Annotated in this window: 16 protein-coding genes; 8 read left to right on the forward strand and 8 right to left on the reverse strand. The window is 65.9% G+C overall.

Translation table 11 applies throughout. The features are described from left to right. Nucleotides 1-223 precede the first annotated feature (223 nt). Nucleotides 224-1834, reverse strand: coding sequence for an ABC transporter substrate-binding protein (locus ACWPOC_RS00885; RefSeq protein WP_455407851.1), 1611 nt, complete (start codon nucleotides 1832-1834; stop codon nucleotides 224-226). Between the two features lie 1026 nt (nucleotides 1835-2860). Here ACWPOC_RS00885 and ACWPOC_RS00890 point away from each other — a divergent pair. The 4 genes from ACWPOC_RS00890 to ACWPOC_RS00905 are packed head-to-tail and all read left to right on the forward strand — an operon-like array spanning nucleotide 2861 to nucleotide 6966. Beyond that, nucleotides 2861-3814, forward strand: a complete 954-nt coding sequence (locus ACWPOC_RS00890) for an ABC transporter permease (protein WP_120280801.1) — start codon at nucleotides 2861-2863, stop codon at nucleotides 3812-3814. After that, nucleotides 3807-4907 (forward strand): ABC transporter permease, encoded by a 1101-nt coding sequence (locus ACWPOC_RS00895; protein ID WP_455407852.1) that lies wholly within the window; start codon nucleotides 3807-3809, stop codon nucleotides 4905-4907. Before ACWPOC_RS00890 ends, ACWPOC_RS00895 begins: the two co-directional genes overlap by 8 nt. After that, nucleotides 4904-5977 (forward strand): ABC transporter ATP-binding protein, encoded by a 1074-nt coding sequence (locus ACWPOC_RS00900; protein ID WP_120280803.1) that lies wholly within the window; start codon nucleotides 4904-4906, stop codon nucleotides 5975-5977. The genes ACWPOC_RS00895 and ACWPOC_RS00900 overlap by 4 nt, the downstream gene beginning before the upstream one ends. Continuing rightward, nucleotides 5977-6966, forward strand: coding sequence for an ABC transporter ATP-binding protein (locus ACWPOC_RS00905; RefSeq protein WP_120280804.1), 990 nt, complete (start codon nucleotides 5977-5979; stop codon nucleotides 6964-6966). Before ACWPOC_RS00900 ends, ACWPOC_RS00905 begins: the two co-directional genes overlap by 1 nt. A 46-nt stretch (nucleotides 6967-7012) precedes the next feature. Here ACWPOC_RS00905 and ACWPOC_RS00910 read toward each other — a convergent pair whose 3' ends face one another. The 7 genes from ACWPOC_RS00910 to ACWPOC_RS00940 all read right to left on the reverse strand — a co-directional run bounded on the left by ACWPOC_RS00910 (nucleotide 7013) and on the right by ACWPOC_RS00940 (nucleotide 12532). Further along, nucleotides 7013-7462: a hypothetical protein gene (locus ACWPOC_RS00910; RefSeq protein WP_159417229.1), complete on the reverse strand. Its 450-nt coding sequence runs from the start codon at nucleotides 7460-7462 to the stop codon at nucleotides 7013-7015. 58 nt (nucleotides 7463-7520) lie between these two features. Then, entirely contained in the window at nucleotides 7521-8393 is an 873-nt protein-coding gene (locus tag ACWPOC_RS00915) for an IclR family transcriptional regulator (RefSeq protein WP_120280806.1), read from the reverse strand. Between the two features lie 193 nt (nucleotides 8394-8586). Then, nucleotides 8587-9084, reverse strand: coding sequence for a MarR family transcriptional regulator (locus ACWPOC_RS00920; protein ID WP_183070612.1), 498 nt, complete (start codon nucleotides 9082-9084; stop codon nucleotides 8587-8589). Between the two features lie 73 nt (nucleotides 9085-9157). Next, complete coding sequence (locus tag ACWPOC_RS00925; protein WP_120280808.1) at nucleotides 9158-9655, reverse strand: flavin reductase family protein; 498 nt, start codon at nucleotides 9653-9655, stop codon at nucleotides 9158-9160. A 156-nt stretch (nucleotides 9656-9811) separates the two neighbouring features. After that, the gene (locus ACWPOC_RS00930; RefSeq protein ID WP_225623674.1) at nucleotides 9812-10315 is read right to left on the reverse strand and encodes a DoxX family protein; all 504 of its coding nucleotides are present in this window, start codon (nucleotides 10313-10315) and stop codon (nucleotides 9812-9814) included. Between the two features lie 39 nt (nucleotides 10316-10354). After that, the gene (locus ACWPOC_RS00935) at nucleotides 10355-11161 is read right to left on the reverse strand and encodes a FadR/GntR family transcriptional regulator (protein WP_455407853.1); all 807 of its coding nucleotides are present in this window, start codon (nucleotides 11159-11161) and stop codon (nucleotides 10355-10357) included. A 45-nt stretch (nucleotides 11162-11206) separates the two neighbouring features. Continuing rightward, on the reverse strand, nucleotides 11207-12532 hold the full coding sequence (locus ACWPOC_RS00940; RefSeq protein WP_120280810.1) for an acyl-CoA dehydrogenase family protein: 1326 nt from the start codon (nucleotides 12530-12532) through the stop codon (nucleotides 11207-11209). A 162-nt stretch (nucleotides 12533-12694) separates the two neighbouring features. Between ACWPOC_RS00940 and ACWPOC_RS00945 the strand changes: the two genes are divergently transcribed. From ACWPOC_RS00945 to ACWPOC_RS00960, 4 genes are all read left to right on the forward strand, one after another. Further along, a complete protein-coding gene (locus tag ACWPOC_RS00945; protein WP_120280811.1) occupies nucleotides 12695-14212 on the forward strand; it encodes an ANL family adenylate-forming protein in 1518 nt (505 codons plus the stop codon). Beyond that, a complete protein-coding gene (locus tag ACWPOC_RS00950; protein ID WP_120280812.1) occupies nucleotides 14212-15345 on the forward strand; it encodes a CaiB/BaiF CoA transferase family protein in 1134 nt (377 codons plus the stop codon). The genes ACWPOC_RS00945 and ACWPOC_RS00950 overlap by 1 nt, the downstream gene beginning before the upstream one ends. 125 nt (nucleotides 15346-15470) lie before the next feature. Further along, a complete protein-coding gene (locus ACWPOC_RS00955) occupies nucleotides 15471-16628 on the forward strand; it encodes an ABC transporter ATP-binding protein (protein WP_147414372.1) in 1158 nt (385 codons plus the stop codon). After that, a complete protein-coding gene (locus ACWPOC_RS00960) occupies nucleotides 16625-18409 on the forward strand; it encodes an ABC transporter permease (protein WP_147414373.1) in 1785 nt (594 codons plus the stop codon). The genes ACWPOC_RS00955 and ACWPOC_RS00960 overlap by 4 nt, the downstream gene beginning before the upstream one ends. Nucleotides 18410-18419: the final 10 nt, after the last annotated feature.

The following is an 18419-nucleotide window of genomic DNA, read 5'->3' on the forward strand; positions in this document are numbered from 1 at the left end:
GAATCGAGTTGTCCCACCATGAATCTCGTCCCCCTTTCTCGGTTCGTGGAGATGGTGTGTATCGGTATGCATGAGTTGTATCAGCGGCGACGGTGCGGTTTCACTAGCTCCGTCCCATCTCGTGAAATCGAAGTTCGGGGATTTCGACGGAACGAGGCAGTCCCGGCCACGAAAGTGACCGGGACTGCCTCGTCGCCAGGTTCGGGGCCCTCTCGGGCGGGGTTCAGTTCTTCAGGAACGCCTTGTCGAACAACATGATCGAGTCGTTCAACGGGGTGACGCCGTACACGTTCGGTGTCCAGGCCACGAAGTTGATGCCCGCGCCCCACAGCGGCATCGGCTGGTCGACGTTCATGAGCTCCTGGACCTTACCGATGGCAGTGCGCTTGGTTTCCTCGTCGGGAGCCGACAGCACCTCGTTGAGCAGTTCGTCCATCTGCGGGCTGTTGTACGCGAGGATGTTGTTGGTCGATTCGCTGTGGAGCGCACCGTAGAGCCGGATCTCCGGGTCCACGTCCGACATGCTGAAGCCACCGAAGCTCAGATCGAAGTCCTTGTCCACGAAACGGCGCTTGACCAGGTCGGTCGAGCTGCTGGCGTACTCGACCGCGGTATCGAAGCCGACAGCATTGAGCTGGGCCTGCACCGCCAGCGCCAGCTCCTGGGAGTCGGGATTGTTGACGCTGAGGAACGTGATCTTGCCGTCGTAGCCGTCGGCCTTCGCCTCGTTCAACAGTTCGGTGGCCCGCTCGGGAGAGGGGGTGATGCCGTCGACGTCGCCGTGCCATGTGGACCACGGCTGGAACATGTCGGTTCCGGGCATGCCCTTGCCTTCGCGGACTCGTTGGTCGATCACCTCGGGATCGACGGCGAAGGCGATGGCCTGACGGACGCGCGGGTCCTCACCCGGACGTCCCGGAGCGGCATTGATCTGGCCGAGAAGCTTGAGGTTGACCGGCTCGGCATATCCCGGGAACTCCGCCATCGCTGCTTCGACGGCCTCTGCGTTGCCCAGGTAGGCCATGTTGATGCCGTTGGTCCGGAGCGCTTCGATCTTGGGCTGGTCGCCGGCGATGGCGACGAACTTCAGGCCGTCGAGGTTCGGCTCTCCGCCCCAGTAGTCGGGTCGTGCCTTCAGTTGCAGTTCCTGCTGTGGTTGCAGGCCGACCACCGTGAACGGCCCGGCACCGATGGGGGTGAACGTGTCGCCCTGCTGGGACGACGGCGCGACGACCATCCCGTGGCCGTACGACAGCAGGGCCGGGAAGGTGGACCATGGGCGGTTCAGGCTGAACACCACGGTCGACGGATCCGCAGCGGTCGTACTCGTCACGATCTCCTGGTAGAGCTGTGAGTGCGCACCGCGCCGGGTGTTGTAGCGGTCGATGCTGGCGACGACCGCGGCGGCATCGAGCGGGGTTCCGTCGCTGAACGTGACGCCTTCACGCAGCGTCATCGTCCATGTCAGTCGATCGTCGCTTTCTTCCATCGACTCGGCGAGGTGCGGCTCGAACTGTTCCGATTCGATGTCGTACCGCATCAGGACGTCGTAGACGGCGGCCATCTCGGTTCCGCCGGTCGGGCCGGTGGCCTGGGTCAGCGTCGGATCGAGGTTGGTCACCGGCGCGAGCGACGCGAAGGTGAGTGTTCCGCCCTTCACCGGCGGCCCGCCGTCACCCTGGTCGCCGATGACGCCGTGGACCACCTCCCTTTCCGATGAGGAACTTGCCGACGCTTCGTCCGATCCGCCGTTGCTCGCGCACCCGGTGAGCGCCACGGCACCGACCGCAACCGTCGCCAGTATTCGACCGAACCTTCTCGAGAACCTGCTCATGAACAACCTCCTAGAGAGAGGATCGGTCCCCACACCGACGGCGTCGCCCGACCCGCTGCGTTGCGGACTGTATGCTGCATCTCAGCTGTGCCACAAGATCTTTCGATAAAAAAGCGTTTTTCCGATGTACGGAATGCCGTTGACGGACCGCACATTACGGCCGAGGTTGCAACGTGCGTCTCCCTACCGACCGTAGGGGGACGGCCCGTATGTTTCGGCCACGCGTGTGGTTACGCCCGTGATCTCGCCAATCCGTACCGCAGCATCGCCCCCTCGGACAAGACCCGATATCCCGGTTCGGGGACCTCCGGGAGCCCCTGCGGCAGAGCCGTCGGAGAGACCCGGAACAGCTCCGGTGCCCGGCGCGACATCCACACCCGTAGCCTCGCCCCTCGGTGCCGCGCTATCGGACGCGCGCGCTCGGCGAGCCCGAGGCCGGCCGGGACACCGGACGGCGCAGCTCCCGAACACTGCCCTGCCGGTGTGCCGAATGGCCGATGATCGAGCCTTTGATCAGCGGTTTCACCGTTCGGCGGTTCGCGCTTGGGCCATTCGTTCGAGAATCGGCCATACCCGTCGACACCAGGCCCTCGGGTCCGGCGGCAGGGAGGTCGCCTCGCGATTCGGCCGGCGCGGAGCCGCGAGGAGCTCGCTTCTCTACGCCGCAGATACAGACCGACGGGTCCATTCCCGCCATCGGCAGGCGGTCTCACGACGCCGTTCTGTCACACCGGCAACTCGATGCCATTCAATGGGACCAGCGCTCACGGCTTCGGATGTGGCGGAGGCTACATTCGAGTCGCACCCGGTCGGGTGGTGGCCGGCAATCGGTTCGCGAGCCGCTCTCCCTCGATCCCGCATCGATGCGCATCCCAGGAGGGTGAGTATGTGATCCGCCGAAGATGCTCTTCATCACCCCGGCAGGACACGGTCCGGTGCAGTTCGCTTCCGTCATCGTCTTCCGGCACAGGTCCGGCCACGTCGGAGATCGATCGTTCACGAAAATAGGAAGGAGGCGGTGACGCGGTGGCACGAACAGTGATCGACAAGGTGATCGAACTGGTCGTCGTGCTCTTCATCGTCAGTCTCGGCACGTTCGCCCTCGTCTCGCTCATCCCCGGCGACCCATCGGTTGCTGTTCTCGGCGAAGGGCGTGCCCCGGAGGAGTACGCCCGGGTTCGCGCGGAGATGGGTCTCGACGACCCCTTCCTGACGAGGTACTGGGGCTGGCTGTCCGGGGCGCTGCAGGGCGACCTGGGGCAGTCGATGGTCCCGCCTCAGGGTGAGGTCACCGAGAGCATCGGCCTGGCACTGCCGGTCAGCTTCCAGCTGGCTCTGATGGGCCTCGTCATCGCCATCGCGGTGTCGATTCCGCTCGCGATGTACTCTGCCCGGCACCAGGGCGGCTGGATCGACCGCATGATCAGCGCCGGCACGTTCGGCATCCTGTCGGTCCCCAGCTTTCTCGCGGGGCTCCTGCTCATCATGGTGATGGTCAACTATCTGGGCTGGTTCCCACGTTCGCAGTGGGTGCGCATCTCCGAGGACCTCGGCCAGAATCTGTACCACGCCTTCCTGCCGGCCCTGACCATCAGCCTGCTCGAACTGGCGATGTTCACCCGTATCCTCCGCAGCGACCTCGTGACCACGCTCAAGGAGAACTTCATCCTCGTGGCGAAGGCGAAGGGGATGTCGAACGCCCGGCTGCTCTTCAGCGATGCTCTGCGGCCGTCGTCCTTCTCCCTCATCACCATGATCGGCGTCGTGATCGGCTCGATGATCGGCAGCACCGTGATCGTCGAGACCCTGTTCTCCCTGCCGGGGATGGGCTCGCTCATCGTCCGGGCGGCGCAGCAGGGTGACATTCCGATGGTGCAGGGAGCCGTCCTCGTGATCGCGGCGATCTACGTCATCGCGAACGCGGTCATCGACCTCTCCTACGGATACCTCGACCCAAGGAGTCGGCGTGCCCATGTCTGAGACGACCATCATCGAGAACCCGACGGACACCGGTCCCCTCGCCGAGGAGACGACGCCGGAGACCGCAGTGAACCCGACCGACCGAGAGGAACTGCGCCGGCTCTATCGTGTCGGCGCGGTCCTGACGGTCGTGGGCGCGCTCGCTGCGGGCCTCGCCGCGGCGCCGTTGCTCATCGTCCCGGTTCGCGTGCTGATCTTCCTGGCCGCCCTCGTGTTGCTGTACACGGGCGTGCGACGGCTGGGACTGGCACGCTTCGGCCCCGACTTCGATCTCACCTTCATCCTGTCCTGCACCTGGCTGGCCGTGTTGGCCGCAGCCGCGCTGCTGGCCCCGCTCCTGCCCCTGGCCGAACACGAGGACACCGCCAAGACGCTGACCTCGCCGAGCTACGCGCAGCCGAGCCTGTTCTCCGACCACCCGCTGGGCACCAACAATTTCGGTCTCGACCTGTTGGCCCGATCGGTCTACGGGGCCCGGTACTCGCTGGTGGTCGCCATCTCCGCGGTGCTGATCGGCATGATCGTCGGCGGCGCGATCGGTGTGCTCGCCGGGTACTTCGGTGGGTGGATCGATCGGATCGTCGGTGTGCTCACCAACTCGCTCCTCGCGGTTCCCTCGTTGATCCTGCTCATCGCCCTCGCGTCGGTCCTCGAGACGAACCTGCGCAACATCTCGTTCGCGCTCGCCATCCTCGCGATTCCCAGCATGGCCCGCATTGCACGAGCCAATACGCTGGTGTTCTCGCAACGAGAGTTCGTTCTGGCAGCACGCGCGATGGGTGCCACCCGGTTGCGGGTGATGGTCCGAGAGATCGCCCCCAACGTCGTCCTTCCGCTGGCTTCGATGGGCATGGTCCTGATCTCCGCGATGATCGTCGCGGAAGCCTCGCTGAGCTTCCTCGGCCTGGGCATCCAGCCCCCCACCCCCACCTGGGGAAACATGATCGCCGAAGGTCAGGGCACCGTATTCGAGCAGTATCCGCACATCGTCTGGGTGCCCGGATTGTTCCTGTTCCTGACCGTGTTCTCGTTCAACCTCGTCGGTGAGAAGGCGCAGAAGCGCACCGGCGGTACTCGGGAGGTGAAACTGTGACCCGCAACGAACCACTGTTGACGGTGAGCGAGGTATCCACACGGTTCCGTACCAAGCGAGGCCGGCTCAGAGCCGTCGAGAACGTGTCGCTCAGTCTGGAACCGGGTGAGACCTTGGGGTTGGTCGGTGAATCGGGCTCCGGAAAATCCGTTCTGGGCCAGACGATCATGGGGCTCGTCTCGCACGGCGGGAAGACCACCGTGACCGGCACCGTGCTCTTCGAGGGCCGGGACATGCAGAAGCTGACCCGCAAGGAACAGCAGCAGGTGTGGGGCAAGGACGTCGCGATGGTCTTCCAGGACCCGATGTCCGCCCTCAACCCGTTCAAGAAGATCGGCACGCACATCACCGAATCCCTGCGCGCCCACCTGGGGCTGGACAAGGCCCAGGCGCGTGAACGGGCCATCGAGATGCTGCGCAAGGTCCGCATTCCCGAGCCGACCCGGCGCATCGACCAATACCCCCACGAACTGTCCGGTGGTATGCGTCAGCGTGTCGTGATCGCGATGGCCCTGGCCTGCGATCCCAAGTTGGTCATCGCCGACGAACCCACCACCGCACTCGACGTGACGGTCCAGAAACAGATCCTCGAGCTGCTCGATGCACTCCGCACCGAGACCGGTATGGCGGGGATCCTCATCAGCCACGACCTCGGAGTCGTGGCAGGGCAGACCGATCGGGTTGCGGTGATGTACGCGGGCCGGATCGTCGAGACCGCGCCCACGCGGCAGTTGTTCACCTCGCCCCGGCACCCGTACACCGAGGCACTGCTCGCCGCGGTCCCCCGCATCGAGCAGGACCCGCATACCCGGCTCGAATCGATCGAGGGCGGACTGCCCGACATGACCGCCCCGCCCCAGGGTTGTGCGTTCGCGTCGCGGTGCAAGTACAGCCGGCAACAGTGCCGGGAGACGGTCCCCCATCTCGTTCCGTCCTCGGATACCGTCGGAGCCCCCCATCCCCACGAGGTGGCCTGTCATTTTCCTTTGGACGGTCGACCTGCAACCGATCTCGGTATGCCCCGCCTGGAAACACTCGATGATCGCGTGCTGGAAATGGAGGCAATCTGATGGCAGGTAGTGGAGTCGCGCACCTGCGCACGAACGACGAGCCCGTCCTCTCCGTCGAGAATCTGGTCGTCGAATTCCCGGCCGGCCGTCATCAGACGGTCTACGCGGTCTCGGACATCAGCTTCGATCTCCTGCCGGGGGAAACCCTCGGGATCGTCGGCGAATCCGGGTGCGGGAAGTCGACGGCAGGTCGGGCCGTGATGCAGCTACCGGCTCCGAAGTCCGGCAATGTCCGGATCGATGGGACGGAGTTGTCTTCGCTCAGTGCCTCTGCGCTGCGCCGGATCCGCGCGAAGATGCAGATGATCATGCAGGATCCCATTTCGTCGCTGAATCCGCGCCGCAAGGTCAAGCATCTGGTGACCGAGGGGCCTCGCATGTGGGGCCGGCAGGACAAGGAAGCACTCGAGAAGCGTGGTCGGGAGCTGCTCTGGGCGGTCGGTCTCGATCCGGACATGGTGTGGGAGCGACTGCCCGGAGAGTTGTCGGGTGGTCAGTGCCAGCGGGTGTGTATCGCGCGAGCGATGATGCTCGAGCCGAAGTTGCTCATCTGCGACGAGCCGGTGTCGAGTCTCGATGTCTCGGTGCAGGCGCAGATCCTCAATCTGCTCGAGCAGACGAAGGCCGAGTTCGACCTGACGATGATCTTCATCGCCCACAACATGGCCGTGGTCAAGAACATCAGCGACCGGGTCATGGTGATGTATCTGGGCAAGGTGTGCGAGATCGCACCCAGCCGGAACATGGAACATCAAGCGCGGCATCCATATACGCGTCTGCTGCTGGCTTCCATTCCGGATCCGGATATCCATCGTGAGGAGACCGAGGCCACGCCGGTGATCGAAGGTGACCTTCCGTCGCCGCTGGATCCGCCGTCCGGCTGCCGCTTCCGCACGCGTTGTCCGCTGGCGACCGAGCGCTGTGCCGCGGAGGAGCCGCTCCTCCGCGAGGTGAACGAGGGGCACTACGTAGCGTGCCATCACGTCTGATCGATTCTCCCCGGGTGGCCGGATCACCTGCCACCCGGGGGAACAGTCAGTCGCCTATGCTCACCGAATCGGCTACGGACGAGCGAACGTCGAAACGGTCCTCGAGCATCTGCAGGATCTCCCGTCGGCCGGCAAGGATCTCGCGCCGGACCACCGCGACCTGATTGTCGCGGTCGGTCGTTACCGACCATTTGTCCCACCATGTCTCCAGCGAAGGTTCGGGAGCACGTACGGCAACCGAGAACTTCAACCGGACGGCATGATCGGAGCCTTCCACCGGCCGAGTTCGCACGACGAAGTCGGACTCGGGGAACAGGACCCACATCTGATCTTCGTTGATCTCGATACGGCAGTCTTCGAGCAGGTGAGGGTGCCCGCTGAAAGCCGCGGCCAGCTGGGGGTCCAGGCCGGTGCGGACAGGTTGGGAAGGACAGGCCATGGTGGCAACCTCCGATCGAGGGGGAGAAACAGTTGTCGAACTTGTCGGGAGCGTCATTCGACGACGAACCCGGTGGTCGTGAGACAACGATTTCCGATGTCTCCGAGAGACGGGCTCACAACGCACGCATGTAATCGGCCAACTTCGCATGAGTCTGCTCGTGCAGATCTCCTGCTCGGCGGACGCCGCCGCGCCCCTTCGGGGCAGCAGGAACCAAGCGTGTGGCGATGGCTTCTGCCGTCTGCTTGACCACGCGTGCATGTGCTTGGAGTGTCGCGCGATTGGTGGTGGCCGGCCCGGTGATCGACACGGCACCGACGACGCCCGACGAGGAGAGGATCGGCGCGGCGACACACGACAGTCCGCTGATGGAATCACCGAAGTCGGTTGCGATGCCGGTGCGCCGCGCGGTCTCCAGGATCGATGTCAGGCTCGGCGCACCGGGGCGGGTGGGAATGGTCGCGATATCGACGAGGATTCGCTTCCAGGCGCTTTCCGGCTGTGCCGAGAGGAGGGCGCGCCCGATGGCCGTGCGGTGGGCGGGCAACCGGCCGCCGATGCGGGTCGGAACCTCGCTCCGAGCGGGGCCCACCTTGTCGATGTAGACGACCTCGTCGCCGTCCAGGATGCCCAGATGCACGGTTTGCGCACACTGCTGCTGTGCCTGGAAGAGCCAGGTTCCGGCCTGGGCGCGCAGTCGGGAGGCATCGGCGGCCAGACCGCCGACCTCGAAGAGGCGCAATCCGATTCGATATCCGGCGGCTACTCGCTCGATCCATCCGACCTCGCGCAGTTGCTCGGCGAGTCGATAGACGGTGGAGCGCGGCAGGCCGGTGCGCACGGTCAGGTCGTCGAGGGAGAGCGCGCGGCCGTCGTCGAATGCATCGATCACCACCGCCGCGCGTCCGAGCACCGAGCGGTGCCCGCTCCCGCGGCGTGGAGCGGTCTCGATCTCGAAGTCTTCGGGGGTGTTCTGCAGGACGGTCATGGCCACTCCTAGACAAACATCATCATTGCTTTGATCTATGCATAGAATATTCGGAATGTGATCTGCGTCAAGTCGATTTCGGATGAAAAACGTTGACTACCAGGACTTTCGGAGATCACGCAGGGTCGGGGCGCCGCCTCCGACGTCACCCGGTCTCTTATGCGGCCGATTCGACCGCAGCGCACGATATGGGCTATCCACCTCGCGTCATCGCGTCGGACCATTCGACGAGTTCGTCGGCGAAGCGCTGGAACAACATCGCGAAGTCGAGAACCTCCTGATCGAGGAAGTCCCCCAGCCGAGCAGTGATCAAGCCGTGAAACTGTTGTTCGATCCGGCGCGCGGCCTGTTTACCCGAAGGGGTGGCCGCCAGAATCGTCACGCGGCGATCGTCGGCCGGGACGGTGCGTTCGACCAGCCCGTCACGAACGAGGCCCTCGACGAGCCGACTGGCGTGCGAGACACCGAGATTGCTGGCCAGGGCCAGATCTCCGAGGCGACGCGGTCCGTGCTGGTCCAGCTCTCGGAGCATGGTGTAGGCAGGGCGCTCGAGACGAACGCCCGGAATCCCCGTATCCACGGGATACACGCCGGCAGCCGCGAAGGCGCGAGCGGCGCGCACCCATGCATCGAGCACTCCTGCTACTGCTGCCTCGCGGGCACGAATCTCGCGGGTTGTGACTGAGGTCATATGAGAAGCACACCACAATTCATTCTCATTGACAACTATTGCGGCCGGAAACTTTTGTCGTCCGGAAAATTTGTCATGATTCCAGCGACGCATGGGTGCCGAAAACCCGACGGTGATAGACCAACGGGGACCCCTCGCAGGTCTGGACCGACACCACTCGCCCGAGAGCGATGATGTGGTCGCCACCTTCCACCAGATCGACGACATCGCAGGCCAGCCACCCGACCGAGCCCTCGAGCCGAGGAAGACCGGAGTCCGCCTGCCAGCCGATGCCGTCGAACTTTCCGACACCACGACTGGATGCGAACCGCAGAGCGGTCGGGGCCTGGGCGGCCGAGAGAATGTTGACACCGAACCGGTTCGCGGACCGGATCGCGGTGAGCAGGGTCGAGCGGTGGTCGAGGGAGACCAGGACCATGGGAGGGTCCATCGAGAGCGACGAGAACGCACTCACGGTCGCTCCGTAGTGCTCGTCCTCCCATGTGGTGGTCACCACCGACACCGGTGTTGCCACCGAGGCCATCGCCTCGCGGAAACCCCGCTGAATTCCGGTTTCGAGTTGCGCAGTCATAGCGTGCCTTCCGTGTGGTCCTCGTCGCGGCACGACGGCACCGTGCCGCATTTCCGGGAGGCCGTACAGACGTTCTCCGAACGGCCCTGTCGCTCAAAACCTTTCTTCTCGTCGAGGCGCCGCGAATCGCCGGTCCTGCGGTGCCGGATCGAACTGTCAGGACACCGTGGCCCGCGGCCTGTAGAACACGGCCATCAGTCCCGCTGCCGCGAGCACCCCCACCGCAACCGAGAGACCGGCCCAACCGAGTCCGAAGAACTCGAATCCGATCGCGTGATCGAGCGACCAACGACCCGGACCGACGAGCGCCGGCACGACGGCCACCATGCCCACCAGCAGGGTGTACTCCCAGCCGCCCTTGAAGACGAAATAACCCTTGCCACGATGGTCGGTGAGCGCCGCGACCAGCATCAGGCCGATGAATGCGGCCGACGCGACCGGTGTGAGGAGTCCGAGCAGAAGCAGTGCGCCCGCGCCGATCTCGGTGTAGGCGGCGAGCGCGGCGTGCAGGCGACCCGGACGCAGGCCGAGGGATTCGAACCATCCCGCCGTGCCGGTCAGCCCTCCGCTACCGAAGATCTTGTTGGCGCCGTGCACGATGAGCATGCCGCCCAACGCGATCCGCAGCACCAGCATCGCCAGGTCGAGTTCCGTATCCACTCCAGTCCTTTCACCTCGCTGCCCGCCGCAACGGTGCGGTCAGCGCCATTCGATGACCCGGTCGAGGAGTTCGGGGATCCGCTCCTCGCAGTAGTCGTTGATGTCCTGTTGGTGCTCGTGCGACAACCGATGAGCGTCCTCGGGACGGCCCTCGATGATCGCCGCCGCGATCTGACGGTGCGCATCGAAGAAGTCGTCGTGTTTCGGAGACAGGTCGATCGCCGCGAGCACCTGTTCCCGGAAGATCGCCGACATGGCACTTGCCGACGTGCTGAGCACGAGGTTGCCGCTCAGCGCGTAGACCGTCTCGTGGAACTGAGGTGTGGCGCGCCAGATTCCGCGGGGCCGAACGGCGTCGTCGATCTCGGCCTCACCCTCACCGAAGGTGGCGAAGAGCTGGTTTCGCGCCTGCTCGGGATCGGAGCGTCGGGCGGCGAGGTCGGCGAGCCACGGTTCCAGGGCGACCTTCGACTCGGCGAGTTCGCGGTAGGTCGCCCCGGCAAGCCGGTAATACAGTGCCGACGTGCGGCCCAGGTCCGAGGCGTCTACCGCGGCCATCACCGGCCCGCCGCCCCGGCCCTGCTTCACGACCACGAGTCCCTGCGCCTCGAGCAGCCTCAGCGCTTCGCGCAGGGTGGTCCGGGCGACGCCGTAGTTCGCCATCATCGTGACCTCGGAGGGCAGCACATCTCCCGGCTCGACGCCGTCCTCGATCATCGCCTCGACGATCTCGCGGGCGAGCACCTCGGCGAGTTTGAGCGGACGCATGCGAGGCGGCAGCGGCTTGAGCAACGTCCGGTTGCCCCGCTGCACGCGCTCACCTTCGACTCCGGTCGCGTGTTTCATGGGTCCACTCCTCGCCTCGAATTTCCTGGGTGCCCACCCAACGTCTCACGCGTTGAGCGCGACCTGTTCCAGGAGGTCCGTGAAATTCTTCTCGGCGTCGGCACGGCGGGTGGGCACGTGCTCGCTGGGAACCTCGCGCGGCTCGTACTCGCGCATCAGCAGCCGGGCCACGGTGACCTTGTGCACCTCGTCCGGGCCGTCGTACAGGCGGGCTGCGCGGGCGCGGCGGTACATGTATTCGAGGGGCAGGTCGGACGAGTAGCCCAGAGCGCCGTGGATCTGGATCGCCCGGTCGAGGACGTCGTAGAGCACCCGGCCGCCCCAGAACTTGATCAATCCGATGTCGAGGCGGGCATCGCTGTAGGGCCGGCCCTCGTCGTGGAGGCGATCCATCCGCCAGGCCGCCTGCAGGGTGAGCAGACGCGCCGCCTGCATCGCCGCATACGATTCTGCGACCCAGTCCTGGATCATCTGTTTGTCGCCGAGCAGCGAGCCGTGGGCCGTGCGGCTCACCGCACGCTCGCACAGCATGTCGAAGGCCCGCTGGCTCTGGCCCAGCCAGCGCATCGCGTGGTGGATCCGGCCGGGTCCGAGGCGGCCCTGGGCCAGGGCGAATCCGCCACCGCGTTCACCGATCAGGTTTTCGCGGGGCACTCGGACGTCGCGGTAGATCACCTCGGCGTGTCCGCCGTAGTCGTCGTCGCGGACGTCCGGCTCGGCCATGGTCGGGATGTTGCGGACGACGTCCACGCCTGCCGTGCCCGCGGGCACCAGGATCATCGAGAATGCCTTGTGCGGACGGATGTCCTCGCCGAACTCGGTCCGGACCATCACGATGTGGAAGTCCGCCAGCGCCGCATTGGTGATGAACCACTTGTGGCCGTTGATCACCCACTCGTCGCCGTCGAGGTGGGCGGTGGCCGCCATCAGTTTGGGGTCGGCGCCGGCTCCGGGTTCGGTCATCGAGTAGCAGGAGGTCAGCTCGCCGGCCAGCAGGGGCTCGAGGTAGTCCTTGCGCTGCTGTTCGGTGGCTCCGAGGGCCAGCAGTTCCGTGTTTCCGGAGTCGGGGGCGTTGTTGCCGAAGATGTGCGGAGCGAGGTGGGACCGGCCGAGGATCTCGTGCATGAGGCCGAGTTTGACCTGGCCGAAGCCGGCACCGCCCAGCGACGGCGGCAGGTGGGCGGCGAACAGGCCCTGATCCTTGACCTGCTGCTTGAGCGGCTGGATCAGGCGGAGGTAGTCGGCTCGCCCTTCGCGGCCGCGGAAACGCTCACCGAGCGTCTCGAGGGGAAGGATTTCCTTGTCGACGAACTCTCGCATCCAAGCGAGCTTCTCTTCGAAATCCGGATCGGTCGAGAAATCCCAGGCCATAGCGCGCGGTCCTCATCGGTACGGGTGGCTGAGCGCCACAAGCAAATTCATGCCGTCCCGCTCGACGGCTGAAACAAACGTACACAAAACCTCCAAACATGTCTATGTTTAGATAGAACCTCTTCTCCATGCGCCTTACCCGACCCATCCGGAGGCCCGAGCATGAATCTGACGACGATCCTGGACATGGCCAACGCCAGCCATCCCGACCGCAACGCCCTCGGCTCGTGGTACGGCGGTACCACCTACCTCGAACTGGGCGAGAAAGCCGCGCACGGCAGCCGCGTGCTCACCGACCTCGATGCAGGCACCGTGGTCTTCCTCGGGATCAACGGGCCGATCCTGCCTGTCCTGACCTTCTCCGCCGCCTGGGCGGGAATACCGATCGCCCCCCTCAACTACCGGCTCCCCGGCGACCAGCTCCTCGCCCTGGTCGGACGCCTCGAACGCCCCGTGGTCGTCGCCGACAACGACTATCTGCCCACCTTCGCCGGGAGCGGCATCACCGCGATGTCCGTCGACGAGTTCGAATCCCGGCTCGCCGCCACCGAACCTTCGGCCGCCCCCGCGGAGGTCGACGAGGATGCCGTCGCCGTCGTCCTCTTCACCAGCGGAACCACCTCGGCCCCCAAGGGCGTGCTGCTCAAGCACTCCAACCTGGTCTCCTACGTGCTGCAGACCGTCGATCTCGGCAGCGCCGAGGCGACCGACGCCGCCCTCGTGAGCACTCCCCCGTACCACATCGCCGGTATGGGAACGATCCTCACGAACGTCTATGCGGGCCGGCGCATGGTCTACCTGGCCGACTTCTCCCCCGCCGGATGGCTCGACCTGGTCCGCACCGAACGGATCACCAGCGCCATGGTCGTCCCGACCATGCTCGCGCGCATCGTCGAACACCTCGACGGAGCCCCCGCCGACACCCCCGACCTTCGTTCCGTCGCCTACGGCGGGGCCCGGATGCCGTTGCCCGTCCTCGAGCGCGCATTGACCGCCTTCCCCGACACCGGTTTCGTCAACGCCTACGGCCTGACCGAAACCAGTTCGACGATCGCGCTTCTCGGACCCGACGATCACCGCGCCGCGATGGCCGACGACGACCCGTCCGCCCGGGCACGGCTGACCTCGGTCGGACGTCCCGTGCCCGGAATCGAAGTCCTGATCCGGGACGAGAACGGAAACGCCACCGCCCCCGGCGACACCGGTCTGCTCTGGGTCCGCGGTGCCCAGGTGTCCGGTCACTACCTGGAACAGGGCTCCGTGCTCGACGACGAAGGCTGGTTCCCCACCAACGACCGGGCTCGCCTCGACGAGGCCGGGTACCTGTTCATCGAAGGACGAGCCGACGACACGATCATCCGCGGGGGCGAGAACATCGCACCCGCAGAAGTCGAGGATGCCGTCCTCACGCACCCGGAGGTCTCCGAGGTCGCCGTGGTGGGCCTGCCCGACGACGAGTGGGGCGAACGCATCGTCGCCGCGGTGATCCGCACCCCCGGCAGCGACCTCGGCGCCGACGAGGTGCGCAGCTGGGCGCGCAAGCAGGTGCGCGGATCCCGCACCCCGGACGACGTCGTCTTCGTCGACGACCTGCCGCGGACCCCGACCGGCAAGGTCGTCCGGCGACAGTTGATTGCCGAACTGACCGAGATGTCCACCGCCACGGCAGGAGCACTGTGATGGCCGGTCCGCTCAGCGGCGTGCGGGTCGTCGAACTCGCCGGTCTCGGACCCGCCCCGTTCGCAGCGATGATGCTCGCCGATCTCGGGGCCGAGGTCGTCCGCGTGGACCGGCCCGGCCGGCAACCGCACCGCCCGCACACCGACGTGCTCAACCGCAACCGCAGCCACATCGTGCTGGACCTGAAGAAACCGGAGGGCGTGACCGCCCTGCTCGACCTCGTCGATCGGGCCGATGTCCTGCTCGAAGGCTACCGGCCGGGAGTGGCCGAACGACTGGGCTTCGGGCCGGACGTCTGCCTCGACCGCAACCCCCGGCTGATCTTCGGCCGGATGACCGGGTGGGGACAGAGCGGACCGCTGGCCCACACCGCCGGACACGACATCGACTACATCGCACGCACCGGGGCACTGCACGCCGTCGGCCGAGCAGATGGACCACCACAGATCCCGCTCAACAGCATCGGCGACTTCGGCGGCGGCGGAATGCTGCTGGCGTACGGCGTCGTTACCGCCCTGTTCGAGCGAACGAACTCCGGCCTCGGACAGGTGGTCGACGCCGCGATCGTCGACGGAGTCGCAGCGCTGATGGCGATGCAGTACGGCTTCATCGCCGACGACTACTGGCGCGACGAGCGAGGCGTGAACACTCTCGACTCCGGCGCTCCCTACTACGACGTCTACGAAACCTCCGACGGACGCTGGTTCGCGGTCGGCGCCGTCGAAGCCCAGTTCTACGCGCAGCTTCTCGACGCTCTCGAACTCACCGGGCTACCCGACCGCACCGACCGTGCGAACTGGCCGGTAATCCGCGAAGCCTTCGCGAAGCGCTTCGCCGAACGCACCCGCGACGAATGGACGAAGGTCTTCGAGAGCGTCGACGCATGCGGTGCACCGGTGTTGTCCCTGCTCGAAGCACCCCACGACCCGCACAACATCGCACGGGAGGTGTACCTGGACATCGACGGCGTCGTGCAAGGTGCACCGGCACCGCGGTTCTCCCGCACCCGCCCGTCCGCGGTCCGTCCGGCGGGCTCACCGGGGCGGGACACCCGGGCAGTCCTCGAAGCCTGGGGCGTAACGGATCCGGAGAAACTGATCGCGTCCGGAGCGGCGGTCGACGACTCGGCGTGACGGTTTGCGGTGCACATCACACCGCGATCCCATTGGACGGCATTTCGCCATTCCCCCTCGAACACCTCGCTGAATAGATTGCAGATCAACAGATCAGGCGACGCCGAAGCGAGGTGCTCGAGGCGATGGACACGACAACGTCCGCAGATTCGGCCGTGGTGGAGATACGCACTCTCCGAAAGAGTTTCCAGCGCAGGGACGGTGCCACGATCACGCCGGTCGACGACATCTCACTCGAGGTTCGTGCCGGTGAGTTCGTGGTGCTGCTCGGCCCGAGCGGGTGCGGCAAGACCACCCTGTTGCGCTGTGTTGCGGGGCTCGAACAACCCGACAGCGGCGAGGTCGAGATCGGCGGGAAAACGGTATTCTCCTCCGCCCGCGGCATTCTCACCCCGCCCGAGCGACGCTCGGTCAGCGTCGTCTTCCAGAGCTACGCGCTGTGGCCCCACCTGACGGTGTTCAAGAACGTCGCCTATCCCCTGCGTCGGCGTCGTCTCGGCACCGCAGCCGTCGCCGAGCGTGTCGCGCAGATGCTCGAACTGGTCGGCGTCGGACATCTGGCGCAGCAGTATCCGGGTCAGCTCAGCGGCGGTCAGCAACAGCGGGTCGCACTGGCCCGGGCGCTGGTGGCCGGCAACGACCTCGTCCTCTTCGACGAACCCCTGTCGAACGTCGATGCCAAGGTGCGCGACCAGCTTCGCGGCGACCTGCTGGAGATGCAGCAGGAACTCGGCTTCGCCGCCCTGTACGTCACCCACGATCAGACCGAGGCGATGGAACTCGGGCATCGCATCGCCACGCTCCGGGACGGCGTGGTCGAGCAGCTCGCGCCACCGCGCGAGGTCTACCTGCGACCGGCCAACCGTTACGTCGCCAACTTCGTCGGCCGGACCAACGAGTTCGACGGGCCCGTCACGCAGGTCTCCGGCGAGACCATCGAGTTCAAGTCCGCGATCGGACCGATGGTCGGCATGTCGAGCCGCGAATTCCCCGTCGGCGCACACGTGCTCGGGGTCGTTCGGCCCGAGGCGATCCGGATCACGGACACCGCCCCGGCCGCCGGGACCAACGTCCATTCCGGCACTGTGCGTTCCGTCGTCTTCGGCGGCGCTCAGGTGCGGATCCAGATCGACCTGGACGGCGCCTCGATCGAGGTGTGGCGTCCGAGTGACACCCCCGCCCCCGAACTCGGTTCCACCGTGTGGATCGACTTCGACGCCGGAAATTGCTGGCTCATGGACGGCACCGAACTGAGTCCGGCTGTCGGACAGGACGACCGGTGAGCGCCCCGTCGCCGGTCGCAGATCGTCCCGCTCCCCTATCCGGGACGGAACCCGAGACGACCGCACCGCAGCGGTATGCACGCTGGGCACAGCAGGTTCGGCACCGGCCATTGCACGCGATCACCGCCGCGGTCACTCTCGTGCTGTGCGCCCTGTTGCTGTATCCGCTGGTCATCATGATCTGGCGGACCTTCGTACTCGACGGCGACGTGATCGGTTTCGACGAGTTCGAACGCGTCTTCACCGACCCCCGGACGCGATCGGCGATCGTCAACACCGCGATCATTCTGTTCACCGCGGGCCCGCTGGCCCTGGTCGTCGGTGGAATGCTCGCATGGTTGAACGAACGCACCGATGCGCGATTCGGTATCGTCGGCGAACTCCTACCCATCGCCTCGCTGCTGGTGCCGCCGATCGCCGGATCGATCGCGTGGACCTTTCTGCTGTCGCCGAACAGCGGGTTCGCCAACGTACTCATCCGCGACGGTCTGTCCGTTCTCGGTATCCAACTCGAGGACGGTCCGTTCGACGTCTTCAGCTGGTACGGAGTGATTCTCGCGTACACGGCCTACATGGTTCCGTACGCCTACCTGCCGCTGGCGGCGTCGCTTCGTTCCCTCGACCCGGCGCTGGAAGAGGCCGCCCGCATGGCGGGTTCGTCTCCGCTCCGGACCTTCGTCACGGTGACGCTGCCCGCCGTCAAACCGGCCGCGCTGTCCGCGGTCTTCCTCGTGACGGTCGTCGGTCTCGGAATCTATTCGGTTCCGAGCATCCTCGGCACCAGATCCGGTATCGACGTGGTGTCCACCCGCATCGTGCAGGCGATGAAGTTCTCCTATCCACCCGACACGCGCACTGCCCTGCTGCTCGGCCTCGCGATGCTCGTGGTGATCGGTGTCGTCTGGATTCTCCAGTCCCGCAGTGCCCGCAGCAGCAACTTCGCGCGGATCTCGTCGCGTGGACAGTCCGATGCTGTCGTGGCACTCGGCCGGTGGCGTCCGGTCGCTCGCATCGGCATGCTCGGCTACCTGCTGATGATGTCGGTGGTGCCGTTGTCTGCGATCCTGTTCGTCTCGTTGCAGCGTTACTGGACCCCGGACGTGAAGTGGGACGAACTCGGCCTGCACAACTATCGCGCTCTCCTCGCGAGCAGCGGGCCCGCCGGCGAAGCGCTGCGCAACAGCCTGTGGCTCGGCGTGGTGGGCAGCGTCATCGGTGTTCTCGCAGCTGTTTTCGCTGCGCTGTACCTGCACCGCAGTACGGCGTGGCAGGCGCGGGTGGCCGACGGCGTCCTCAAACTGCCCGGCAACATGTCGCACATCGTTCTGGCCGTCGCATTCGTCCTCGCCTTCGCCGGTGACCCCTTCCGGCTCGGGAACACTCGCTGGCTGCTGCTGATCGCTTTCATCGCGGTGTACCTCTACCAGGCCGTGCTGCAATCGTCCGACGCGTTGTCCCGCGTCGGCAACGACCTGATGGATGCCTCGTACACCTCCGGCCACGGGGAAGGCCGCACTCTGCGTTGGGTGACACTGCCGCTGATGGCGCCCGGGCTCGTTTCCGCCGGGATCCTGTTCTTCGTACACATCATCGGGGATGTCAACGCTGCCGCGATCCTGGCCGGGTCCCGTAATCCCGTCGTCGGTTCGACGCTCGTCGACCTCTACGAAGGCGGCGATCACGCTCAACTCGCAGCGCTCGCAGGCATTCTCAGCCTGATCTCGGTGCTGTTCGTGCTCACCGCCCTGTCGCTCGCCCGGTTCCTCGGCCGCCGCCGATAACTCCACGCGG

The organism is Rhodococcus sp. 5G237 (assembly GCF_053764735.1).